Genomic DNA, 13,208 nt, shown 5'->3' on the forward strand with positions numbered 1-13,208 from the left:
ACTGCGGTTTATTCTTATTCACCAAAGTTTCACATAAGAAACATCTTTCTCAAGCTGCAAGTTATCAGATTGTGAATCAGTTAACCAATTTAGTGTTTTTTTATATGTAACAATGAACTAAGTCAAGTTACCGCATACAACTGCTTCAAATTACCCATCAAGTCGACCACTATCTTAAGAAACAGAGTGACAACAAGCAAACGTTTACCTAACATTGCACCAACAAATACAAGAATATTTCCATTATACGAAATTTACGCGAAGGAGAATGACATGGAAAATGGGCTAAGATTTACAGCATCTCATGAATGGGTTAGAGATAACGGCGACGGCACTGTCACTGTTGGGATCTCAGAGCCAGCGCAAGCTCTGCTTGGCGATGTTGTTTTCGTTGAATTACCTGAAATTGGGATGGAAACCACACTAGGTGATGCATTTTCACTGGTTGAGTCGGTAAAGGCTGCTTCTGATGTTTATGCACCAGTTAATGGTGAAGTACTCGAAGTAAATGACGAACTAGAAGATAGCCCTGAACTCGTTAATGAAGAACCCTACGCTGGCGGGTGGATAGCGAAAATAAAGCTACGTGCCAATCTAGATATCGCTAATTTGCTTGATGAAGAGGCCTATCTAGCTAGCCAAGAAGATTAATACTTAATTGTAAAAACCGCTTAACGTAAGTGAGTAGCCTCACCGTTACTTAGCCTTGTACAGGGATACCAAGATGACCAATGCAACGTTTCTTTCTTCTTTACAGTCTTGCGATAGTTTTGCCCAGCGCCACAATGGACCAGATACGCATCAACAACGGATCATGTTAGATACCGTAGGTGCGGACAGCCTAACATCTCTTATCCATCAGACCGTGCCTGAGAAAATCAGATTACCACAGGCGATGGGGCTACCTTCCCCGCAAACAGAAGCTGAAATGTTGCAAGCTCTGCAGTCCATTGCCAAGAAAAATGTCATTAATAAAAGCTATATCGGCCAAGGCTACTACAACACTTACACACCCAACGTGATCCTGCGTAACGTGTTAGAAAACCCCGGCTGGTATACCGCGTATACGCCATACCAGCCTGAAATATCTCAAGGTCGCTTAGAAAGCCTGTTAAATTATCAACAAATGGTGATGGATTTCACTGGCATGGATCTCGCCAACGCATCACTCTTGGATGAAGCCAGTGCCGCAGCTGAAGCAATGGCACTGTGTCAACGTGCCAGCAAAAGCAAAAGCGTGGCTTTCTTTGTCGCCAACGACGTGCACCCTCAAACGCTAGACGTCGTTAAAACACGAGCAGAATTTTTAGGCTACAGCCTGATTATCGACGCCGCAGAAACCTTGCCTCAACATGACGTTTTTGGTGCATTACTGCAATACCCCGGCACAACAGGACAGGTTCGCGACCTTACGGCAATCATTGATGCCGCGCACAATAACAAAACGTTGGTGGCCGTCGCCTCTGACTTGCTCGCACTTAGCATCTTAACCCCGCCTGGCGAAATGGGCGCTGATGTGGTTATTGGCAGCGCACAACGTTTTGGCGTACCAATGGGCTTTGGCGGACCACACGCCGCCTTTATGGCTACGCGTGATAAATATAAGCGAACCATGCCAGGCCGAGTCATCGGTGTGTCGAAAGATCGGCATGGCGAACCAGCATTGCGCATGGCAATGCAAACACGAGAGCAGCACATCCGGCGTGAAAAGGCGACCTCTAATATCTGCACCGCACAAGCACTGCTCGCTAATATGGCGGCGTTTTACGCGGTATATCACGGCCCAGAAGGCATAAGAAGCATTGGCCGTCGAGTGCATCACCTTACGTCGATTCTCGCTAAAGGCCTGACTGAATCGGGCGTGACACTTGAAACCGATAGCTTCTTCGACACCATTACCATTAATAGTGACGAAAATACCGAAGCTATCTACGCTAAGGGCCTTGCCAGTCAAATCAACCTGCGCAAGCTACCTAATCAAATTGGCATTAGCTTAGATGAGACAACCACACTCGACGATGTCAATCAGCTACTTGGCCTCTTTACCGACAACCAACTCGATACAAACGCGCTGTCTGCATCCATTGCCAGTGACGAGTTCGGCGCAATTCCTCCAGCTTGCCGTCGTCAATCGAGCTACCTTACACACCCTGTTTTTAATAATCATCATAGTGAAACACAAATGATGCGTTACCTAAAAACACTGGAGAACCGCGATTTTTCATTAACACACGGCATGATCCCCCTTGGTAGCTGCACCATGAAACTTAACGCTGCCGCAGAGATGATCCCTGTCACTTGGCCAGAGTTTGGCGCACTCCATCCTTTTGCGCCTGCTGAACAAACCAAAGGATATGACGAGTTAGCCACCCGTCTTACCGAGATGTTATGTCGCGTCACGGGTTATGATGCATTTTCACTGCAACCCAACTCTGGGGCGCAAGGCGAATATGCGGGCCTCATTGCTATTCAACGTTATCATCAGCATAACGGAGAGGGCCATCGTAACGTTTGCTTAATTCCTAGTTCGGCGCATGGTACCAACCCCGCCTCTGCCGCAATGGTCTCTATGAAGGTTGTGGTGGTCGCCTGTGATGATAACGGCAATATTGATATTGATGACTTAAAACAGAAAGTTGATATACACCGCGCCAACCTCTCATGCATTATGATCACCTACCCTTCAACCCACGGTGTCTATGAAGAAGGGGTTCAAGCGGTCTGTGATATTGTTCACCAAGGTGGCGGGCAAGTTTATTTAGATGGCGCCAACATGAATGCGCAAGTTGGCTTAACAAGCCCGGGGTTCATTGGTTCTGATGTTTCACACCTAAACCTTCACAAGACATTTTGCATTCCACATGGTGGCGGCGGTCCTGGCATGGGACCTATCGGTGTAAAATCGCATCTCGCGCCATTTATACCGGGCCATATAATCTCAACCAGCGAAAACAACGATGCATCACAATATGCAGTGTCGGCTGCACAGTTAGGCAGTGCCTCTATCTTACCTATCTCTTATGCCTATATTGCAATGATGGGGGACGCTGGGTTAACGAAAGCAACGGAACTGGCAATATTGAATGCGAACTACATCATGGAGCGTTTGCGTCCTCACTATCCGATACTCTATCGCGGTGCTGAAGGCCGCATCGCCCATGAGTGCATTATCGATATTCGAGGCATTAAAGATGAATCTGGTATCAGTGAAGAAGATATCGCCAAGCGCCTAATGGACTACGGCTTCCATGCTCCAACGATGTCTTTCCCTGTCGCTGGCACATTAATGGTAGAGCCAACAGAGTCGGAAGACTTAGCCGAGCTGGATCGCTTCTGTAATGCGATGATTGCAATACGTGAAGAGATCGACAAAGTCCAAAATAAAGTGTGGCCGTCAGACAATAACCCATTAGTGAATGCCCCGCATACACAATTGGATATGAGAATCGAAAACTGGCCGCACCCCTATAGCCGTGAGATTGCCTGTTTCCCGAGCGAGCAAAGCAAAGCCAACAAATATTGGCCAACGGTTAACCGTGTTGATAACGTGTTTGGCGATCGTAACTTGGTCTGTTCATGTCCATCAATGGATAGCTATATGTAACGTGGGCAGGTTTGTTGGGGATCATTAATTAAGTTGGTTAACGATTTAATGAAGATGGTTATCTTAATGAAGTTGGTTAACGTCCAATAAGTCAAAAGCGAACCGCTATAAGGTTCGCTTTTTCTTTTGCTCAAATTGAAAATGAAGGGTCTCGATGAAACAGAGCAAATCTCATGTGTCGTAATTGAAACTCATTTTTGGACAGAAATGATTTAGATGCATAGATCTAATCCATTTCTGTCAGATTAGAAAAAGTATATTAAAACCTTAAGCATTTGTTATACGGCACAGGAACCTTGGCTACAGTCTTATGGTGAACTTAACTTAGCCCATCAGAATCCATACCTCGGCTACAATGATTATTAGCTAGGCTATGTCCTCTCTAAGGAGGTAACCTGTAATGGAGTATTGCTCGACTAGGAAATCCAACACTACCAATGCTTGTACCTTTAATTTAGGTGTTTGTCTCACTCTATCATGATTTTTGAATAGATATCTTCTCATATATCTTTCCAAGTAAAATAGTGTATTTCCTGATTTGTCTTGCGACAAGTCGATGTCAAAGGTTTTTATTGCATTACTGATCCAGTAAATACCGTCATCTAAAAATTCACTTCCAATGCCACAAAGGAGTTTACTGATACTATAGATAAAAGAAGATTCACCACCTATTTTACCGCTCAAGTCATTAAAAAATACTTTATTCTCAGCCGAAAATGTATGCCAAGTCACTGCATCGTCCTTCCAAGGGATTCTTGCAAATAAAAAGGATTCGATTGTGCACTCTTTATCATGCCGCCAACCTTGACTACTAATTGAATCAACGATGCAGCCCTTAAATCGGTTCCATACATACCAAAATGAGTCCGGCATATTCAACGAGTCTTCAGCGCTAACAAATTCATTTAATAAATCTGCCGTACCTTCGCTCAAGGTGAAATCATCGGTAAAATATTTCAGGTATCTATCTTTTTTGCCATTATCTAGATGAAGGACAAAACGAGCATAGTGCTTCAAAAACTCATGTCTGAAAGCATAATCAAGACGGTCTTCTCTATCACGTGAGAGTAGTTGTTGTGAAATTACCCTAATAATTTCCTCGATAAATGGCACAGGTTCCTTGAGTACATTATCTAATGGCACAAGCTGAAAAGCAGTTATCAATATGTCGCTATCTACGCTTTCTATATTGTTTATTGCGGATTCCTTGATGGTTTCATCTTCGATACTCTTTGTTACACTCTCTAGTTCTTTAAACAACTCCTGTTCAAAGTTATTTTTATCAATATCATATTTTTTCTGTTCATACGCCTCTTGTCTTAAACGATCCTGAACAACTCTATATTTTTGAGCAATTACCAAATACCCAATGTACAGCGACTTCATGAACTCAGGTTCATCTTTCCATAAGTGCTGAATAGCTTGAATAGCTACTGAATTAATCCTCTCCATTCCCATCATCGATATCGAGTCATGTCTCATTAAAGCTCTAATTAAGATAAGCTTGATAGTAAGTCTTTCATCTGGATAATCTTTTATCAATCTTGGAAGAACAGATAACGCAGGAACAAGGCCGTCACCAATCTTATGTATGTAATCGTCATTGTTAACGATGTTTGCATATTCAAATATGACTTCCTTGCAAAATTCTAGCTCGGCTTTTCCTAATTTTTCTTTGAAGTCCCTCAACAGCACAGTGCATACATACGACGGTGTGGCTCGATCGAACAGCAATCCCTCCGTCATGCAGCCCTCTGAAAGCTTATTCCATATTTCTTTTGCCTCACCCAAAGCAGTCAATGGATCATTTTCATAAGATTCATACTTATTGTAATTGTCTCTATTGTAGAGCCTGCTATTAGCCCAAGTATTTAAAGCTAAATGTGTAAAAGGCTTATTCGCTTCTCGCTGAGACGTTTCACTATATTCTTTAAGAGCTGGATCAATTTCCGGATTGAATTCTATTGTTATACCGTTTTCTACTTCTTTCGCTTCAGGAGCCATTTTCCTTTTGTCCATGCGAGCTAAATATAAACGCCATGTTTTATGTTGATGATTTTCGTGTTCCTTATCTGGTAAATTTTTGTAGTGATAGTCCAGAATTTTCCAAATTTCCTGAAGCCATTTTTCTGATTCCTCTTCACTTACGTCCTCAGTTCTAAAAAACTGATATTGAAGTGCTATGTCTTCTAATGAATGTTGCCTATGTTTTTGGTCACAGGCACTTATCCTTTCATTCTCATGAAGTTCATTAATTTGATTGACACTAAAGTTTTTCAGCGAGCTAAGTTGAGTCTTATGTGTTTGATCCAGTATCATTCGAGAAGAGTCATAAAAGAAAAACTCTCTCGTTCTAAATAGAGTTTTGGCAACATTAAATGTTTTCTCATGAAACGCACATACTATGCTTGCAACAACAGCCACAAGCGCAGAAGATTCAGCTCTTTCTAGGATATAATTTAGATAATATTCAAGTATTTCAGATTTAGTACTTTTTCCTCTCTCAAGAAAGAAACGTTCGAGCGACATTAATATTGATTCAAGTAGATCAGGGGTTACCTGTGTTCCTCGGTACATGCACCAAAGACGATTTGAAATAGGTAAATTGACATTTTTACCATTATCTAGAAACAATGTTGCAGTCTCAACTTGACCTTTATCAAGGCTAGATTCAGCATATGTTTTTGATGAACCATTTATTAGGTCGGTAATGAAATTTAGTGCTAATTTTAAATCGGCATTTAGTAAGGCGTATATAGGTGTTTGATAAGCACTGGCAGGATAATAGTCTTGATGCCTAGACTCAACACCAAATTCATACTCTACCTCTAGTCTTGAACCATAAAAATAATCATTCTCTGGTGGTTCATATATCCAAAAGCATTTGGCTAGAGCTATCACTTTTTCTGGGATTTCCATAGCAACATTAAAGCATTCCATTCTTGTTAAAATGAATTCACTCATTAGGTGATATGGATCGTTATGTCGCTTCCAGTTGTTTAGAGTTACTTCATCAATAATCGCTTTAAGTTCGCTTTTAATTTCACTGACTCCATACAGAATAGTTAGGATCAAATTTTTGGAAAAACTATCATCTCTAATATAGATGTTATTTTCGATTACCGACTTGTAAAACGTTAGAGCAATTAGGCTAGCATATTTAGTTGCATCACCAGAATTATTGTGACTATTCCAGTCGTGGAGGGCAGGCAATACAAAATTAAGATTATTAATACCTATGTTTTCGATATTGTTATGGATGAACTTGATAAGCGATTCCCACCCGTTTCCTTTCGGCTTAGTAATTACATATTCCATTGATAAAATATCTGGTGCCCTGACACCAAGTCTATCAAAAAAGCTATTATCTACCTCCTTGCATCCTATTCTTATCAGCAAGCATATCCGCTTGAGAAGCTGGAAATCGTCTTCCAATAGTGAATCTTTATTCACCTTAAAAAAATAATCGGAATAGTCGGATAAAAGCATAGAGACGAGAACTTCATCTTTCCACAAATTAGATATTTTGCAAGATGACAAGGTTTCCATAATAAGATGGCTAACATCTTCATTTGACGCGCTAAGTTTCTCTGATAACCACCGTCTGAAAACTCTTCTTATGGGCAAAGACTCTTGTATTTTTTCAAAAAATATCTCTGAATTTTCTGAAGATAAAAAAATGCTCTCTACGAATTTATCGAGCGCCCATTCTTCATATATATCATGAGTAATAAAATACCCACGAGTGGGCTCATAGCTAATTATTCCATCGGAAACCAATGCTTTTTCTACCGCTTCATTTGAGTAGCTAGAGTCTGGAATGACGAAAAATCTTCCTGAATTAGCTCTTTCTTCGGCAAGATGTATAAAAAACTGCTCTCGTTGTGGGGATCGTTTCGCAATGACTCTTGGCCATAAAGACTCTTTGAATTCAAAGTAGCTTGCGCCTTTGTTCTCCTGATAATGCCTCAAATACTCTCTGAGATAAAATGGAGTCAATATGAGCACTTTGAACCTTTTATCACCAGGGATGACAAAATCATGTTTTTTGGCAAGCTCGAATAATGTATCTTCGTTCAGATTATCTAAATGTATCGGCTTAAAACTAATTTTGTACACTTCATATAATTGAAAAACCAAATCATCTAGGTAGGCATTTCTCGTAGTGAACCACACCCTCCATTTAGCTTTGATTAAGCTAGAAAGGTACTCTTTAATAGGAGCTGTGTTTTCTAGAGAAATTAAGTGTTCCGCTGAATCAATAACAACTGTTTTATTGTCAGCTCCTTCATGTGCTTCAATAAAATCCTTTAAAAAAACACCCGATAGGAATTCATTCAAGTTGCTAACAGAAAACTCTGTCGCTTTATGGACATAAAAGGCATCATTCGTCCCCTTATTACCATAAAGCTCTTTTATTAGAGATGTTTTCCCTGTGCCGCCTTCACCACTGATAATTAACGCGCTAGTGTCTGACTTTTCAATTTCAGATATAATACTAGAACGATTGATTGAAACATCTTGGTCGCCAAAGGTTATAGAAGTTTCAACATCGTCCAAAATTGCGCCTGTATGAGACTCAAACGACTCCAAAAGCCCAAACAAATTGTCAGATTGAGTGAAAAAGTACGAAATGAACCGACTACAATCATCGACAACAAATGGCGATTCGAAAAAACTACAGCATCTCCACTCAATTTCTAAGTTATTTTCCTTTGCCTTTGTTTCTGCTTCTATCTTTCCTTGTGGTTCATTTCCTTTGTTTTGACCCCATTCTGAGTTTGTGTAAAAAATTATTTTATTTAAATCAGGGTAATCACGTTTTGCTTTTGTAATTGTTTCTAGTATGTCACTTTTGTGACTAGATAATGCAGTTTCATAAAATTTAGATTGCCAGCCAATATTGACTCCATTTGATGAAATTGGATTGGTTTCTATTGCCGATTGGTTTTTATATCGAAAAATACCAGTTTTTACTCGAAATTCATTGCAAAAAAGGAGATAACACATCCATTCAAAAGCGTCTTGTGGATTTGTTGAAAACTTTGCTTTAAATATTTTCCAATCTGTCTTAATCAATTTTACTTCTACCCTTTTTAAGTATTAACTGATATTGAACGATATCATTTTCAATGACTATTGAAGGCTTTGGTAAAACAGTAAAGCCTCACTTTGGTTCAAAATCAGACCTTATCTGCCCAACGCACCATAGTAAACTGGGTACATAGTTAATCATTAGCAAAAGTAGGTCAACTAATGTCGAAAGAAGTAAGTCAAGATTGTTGAGCTACGCAACTTTGGGGCACTTTCAAGTTAAAGGTACCGAATACATGCCACTAGCTTTACTGACTTTTAAAAGTACAGACTAGCTGAATCTTGGCTAACCTAACTAACAAAATGAAAGACCTTACTCTATATTATGCGTTCTCTGGTTTGCCATGATGGTGGCTATTCATCATGAATCAGAGACTAAAGCTCTTTTATTCATATCAATGACTATCACTTCTATCTCATCGGTGCCTACTCGTTTACCGCCTATCTTCCAATACTTGATCGACTTCTGTGATACCAAAAGAAATACACCACAACAAGCCGTGCCCTCTCTAAGAGAATCACCAACGAGTTGGTTTCGAAGCCGCTCGCACAATTGAGGTCCAGTGAGTACTACCGCTCTAACCGATACAAATTGCCACTATCGGTACTGAAATAGAGATCACCGTCTGGGGTAAGCTCTAATGCGCGAATACGTTCACCAAGCTCAGTCAATATTCGCGTTTCTGCATTAGCATCGCTGGTTTCATCACCGGCTTTTTTTATCGTTACAACATTAATATGCATAAGTTTCAACGCACTAGAGAGAAGTTTCCCCTCTAATTCAGGGTGCTTTGCGCCCCGATAGAGTATGAGATCCCCCGGGGCAATAGAAGGAATATAAACTTTAACGGGCGACACTATTCCCGCTTTTTCCGTTGCTTCTCCAACCTTTATCGGCCCCCAATATTCTTTGCCATGAGACGTTATCGGCCAACCATAATTGGCACCGCGCCTAATCAAGTTAATCTCATCGCCTCCTCGCGGACCATGTTCATTTGACCACAATGTTTGGCTTACAGCATCATAGAACAATCCTTGTGGGTTACGATGACCATAGCTCCAGATCTCATCCAAAATAGCGGGGTTGTCAATATAAGGATTGTCTCGTGGTAAGCCACCATCTGGCGTAAGGCGCACTATCGACCCAGCATGCGTTTGTGTATTTTGGCCATTGTCTCGCACACCACGATCACCTATCGAGAGATAGATACTCTCGCTGTCGAACGTGATTCGACTACCAAAGTGTCTGCTCGTGCTAGTTTCAGAAATAGAAACAAACAGATCTTGCCAATCTGAAATCTTACCGTCACGAAACGCTGCACGAGCAAGGGTTGTCGCCCCTTGGTTCGCAACATTTTTGCTGTAGGTGACGTAGATTTGATCGCGATGAAAGGGTGATACGGCAATGTCTAACAGGCCACCTTGCCCCTCAGCCCATACATTTGGTATCTCACCGACCCACTGATGCTCACCGGTGGTTACATCAACTTGCCTTATCGTCCCGACTCGCTCAGTCACCAGCAGTGTCGTTTCATTAATATAAGCAATTCCCCATGGAATCGTCAGCCCACTCGCCACCTTCTCTGCTTGCCAGCCATAGGCTAAACCACTGACGATAAGTGCGGCGAGCAATCCACATATCAAGCCTGCTTTTTTCATTAAACAATCCGCCACTTAACTTTACCATTACCCACTGAGCCCCATTAACGAAACTCTATCTTAGTCAACTAATTGTAGTTATTGCTGTAGTGTATTGTTATTTTTCTAACCATCATCAAACGCAACACATAATGACGAGGAACTAACAAAAGCTTGAATGGCAATATCATGTATCCATAAGATTCAATGAGTCTAAGAACAAGCTCGGGGGGGGGTGTGGCGACTATCATATTCCCGACTCAGCAAACTTAATCCAAAAGCAAAATCAAAATATGAAGAGCAATAAAATTGACCACTAACGCTGCGATAAACGACATACTCTCGTAGATCAAAAACCAATTAAGACACTCTAAAGCTAGCCCTAGTACGGCAACAATCACCAATACATACTGCTAGCTTTCGATTTTCCTTTTTTGACAGGTATGCTTCGAACATCATGACAGGGATGCCCAACAATGCAAATAGTCCCATTAACGCGCCTGAGCCAAAATACTGGATGAGCATAATTACCACCAAAGACAATACAAGAACAGTGATATTTTTACGTGTAGCAATAGCACTGAAATTAATTTTACTTATTATATAACTGCTTATCACCTTACTTCTTATTTGGTTATCAACGATATTATCTGCATTTAGTTATGGTGGGCACAAATTTAACGCATTGAGAAGTCATCCGTGTTTTCTAATAGCTTATCCATACAGATAGACTCAATAATTTCTTTCGCTAACTGGTTTATCGCGCTCACTTCACTTCGTTCATGCCAAAGTAGATTCAACGTTTGTGGTGGAATAAAGTCTAATGGCCTTGCGACCATACCATACTGTTTAAACATATCGTTATTAACATAAGCAACACAGGCGATACGCTCCGTATTTTTCAAGGCCGCAAGAACAAAGGCAAGCGATGATGAAACAAAACGCACATCCCTTGTTTTATTCACCCGATCAGATAAATGCTCGACCCAACGCTCAGCAGACTGCTTGGTGTTAAGCTTAACATGTGGATAATCAAACAGACGAGACTCTGTTATTTCTTGATCAACTAGCGGGTGATCAGGACAAAATACTGCACAGTATTTCATGTTAATCAATTCTTTATGACAAATGTTCGGTAATAGTTCAGGAATAAAACCTATCGCAAAATCAAGCTTATCTTGTTGTATTAATTTTTGGGGGTTATCACTCCAATCCATTACCTCCAACGAAACTTGCGGAAGACGTTGGTTAAAAGCCTGAATAAGATCATCGATAATAAGCTGACCACCCATACGACTTATAGCAAAGCGAACATGCCCCTTCGCTGTCAATGGGTTAAACGTGGTATCAAATAAGGTTCGCTCCAAACTACACAACAATTTCGCCAGCACTGGCTCTATTTTCTTTGCATAAGGGCTTAACTCTACCCCTCTGCCTACTTTAATCAGTAGTGGATCGTTAAGTGATTCTCGCAACTTAGATAAGTGATAACTAATCGTACTCTGCTGCATATCAAGTCTGTCTGCGGTTAGAGACTGATTTTTCGTTTCGAACAATACAACCAGCGTTCGCAGCATTTTCATGTCAATTTGGGATAACTTATTCAACAACACAAACACGACCAATAATTTAATTGAATGAATAATCCTACTTAAGGATCCTAAATAATGGATAGCTGACAACGTTAAGAAACCATTAGATTATAACCGCTTCATCTAATCGTATAGTCGCAACTCACCCTTCTTCCAAACGCCTTAATCGTAACAGTACTCGGCTATTTTTACCATTATTGGTGTGTTCGATATTAGCTATCGATGGCTCTGTATTGTTCTTATCTTTTTAGTTTCTCATAATGACATTGGTCTGAAACAAACCCCATAGAGATATTTAAATGAATAAAATGTTAGTTACACCACTATTATTAGCGGCTGCGGTTAGTGCTGGCGTCCATGCAAACCAGCACCATGTTGGTAGCGCTTTCACAGCAAGTGTTGATGTACCATACGGTACGGGTTTAGTCACTGTTGATGGTGAGGTTGTTCCTCGCGAACTACTAATGGACCTTGTTCAACCAAAGGAACCTATCGCTGAACAAAATCCAGTTGTTGTAATGATGTTTGGTGGCAACTTTATTCGTGGTGCTCGTGACTTTGTATATGATGTCAATGGTGCGCAAACAACAACAATGCGAGAGTATTGTGAGCGCTTTGCACAAGAAGGTTATACATGTGCAGCGATTGACTATCGCTTATCTTTAGAAGAGCCTGTATCAAGCAATGTGGGTGATATCAACAGCAAGTTTATTGATGACCTGCCTAACTTTGAACCAGTAAATGATCGTAACAACTGGATCCGCGGCATGATGGGGCTAGAACCTCGTCCTCTAGAAGATAAAGTGATGCCAAATGCTATTAAAGCAGCAGCAGAAGACCTTTATACTGCCGTTGTTCACCTGCGTGATAATGCAGAAGAGTATGGTATCGACCCAGACCGTGTCGCTCTCGGAGGCTTCTCTGCTGGTGGTTTCAGTAGCTTAAATGTCGCTTTTGGTCTAGGACTGCCTGTACAAGCCGTTATCTCAAATTCTGGTGTTCCACTTGGTTTCGATATTGCGAAAGAGATCGAAGGGCGCTCTGATCTTCCACCTGTATTATTTAACTTCGGCCAATTCGACGAGGCTCCTCTATTATGGGGTGCATCGATTGAAATTGAGCAATTCAATGAAATGGGAATCGACACCAACGTAGCTTGGGTACCTAATTACGGTCACTTCTACCCAGCAGGCGCAACCACTTTGGGTGAAGGCCTAAAACGTGAAGCCGTTGTGCAACGTATGATCAACTTCTTAAACGAAACACTATAATTAGTGCGA

The 13,208-nt window shown here is 41.0% G+C and carries 6 protein-coding genes; 3 read left to right on the plus strand and 3 right to left on the minus strand.

The window, feature by feature from the left end:
* Window positions 1-273: 273 nt before the first annotated feature.
* Both gcvH and gcvP read left to right on the plus strand, forming a co-directional pair.
* Complete coding sequence (gene gcvH / locus ACKLNH_RS13975; RefSeq protein ID WP_413112879.1) at window positions 274-651, plus strand: glycine cleavage system protein GcvH; 378 nt, start codon at window positions 274-276, stop codon at window positions 649-651.
* A gap of 73 nt (window positions 652-724) precedes the next feature.
* Window positions 725-3,604 carry an aminomethyl-transferring glycine dehydrogenase gene (gene gcvP / locus ACKLNH_RS13980; RefSeq protein ID WP_413112880.1) on the plus strand — a complete coding sequence of 960 codons (2,880 nt, stop codon included), beginning with the start codon at window positions 725-727 and terminating at the stop codon, window positions 3,602-3,604.
* Window positions 3,605-3,970: 366 nt separating this feature from the next.
* Here the strand turns inward: gcvP and avs4 are convergent, their stop codons facing one another.
* The 3 genes from avs4 to ACKLNH_RS13995 form a co-directional block, all read right to left on the minus strand.
* Window positions 3,971-8,683 carry an AVAST type 4 anti-phage nuclease Avs4 gene (avs4, locus tag ACKLNH_RS13985; RefSeq protein WP_413112881.1) on the minus strand — a complete coding sequence of 1,571 codons (4,713 nt, stop codon included), beginning with the start codon at window positions 8,681-8,683 and terminating at the stop codon, window positions 3,971-3,973.
* A gap of 585 nt (window positions 8,684-9,268) precedes the next feature.
* Entirely contained in the window at window positions 9,269-10,357 is a 1,089-nt protein-coding gene (locus ACKLNH_RS13990; RefSeq protein ID WP_413112882.1) for a PQQ-dependent sugar dehydrogenase, read from the minus strand.
* 656 nt (window positions 10,358-11,013) lie between these two features.
* On the minus strand, window positions 11,014-11,913 hold the full coding sequence (locus tag ACKLNH_RS13995) for a LysR family transcriptional regulator (protein ID WP_413112883.1): 900 nt from the start codon (window positions 11,911-11,913) through the stop codon (window positions 11,014-11,016).
* Between the two features lie 314 nt (window positions 11,914-12,227).
* Here ACKLNH_RS13995 and ACKLNH_RS14000 point away from each other — a divergent pair, with 314 nt between their 5' ends.
* Window positions 12,228-13,199 carry an alpha/beta hydrolase gene (locus ACKLNH_RS14000; RefSeq protein WP_413112884.1) on the plus strand — a complete coding sequence of 324 codons (972 nt, stop codon included), beginning with the start codon at window positions 12,228-12,230 and terminating at the stop codon, window positions 13,197-13,199.
* Window positions 13,200-13,208 lie beyond the last annotated feature (9 nt).

It is taken from the genome of Thaumasiovibrio clandestinus, from assembly GCF_047250365.1.
Classification (GTDB): domain Bacteria; phylum Pseudomonadota; class Gammaproteobacteria; order Enterobacterales; family Vibrionaceae; genus Thaumasiovibrio.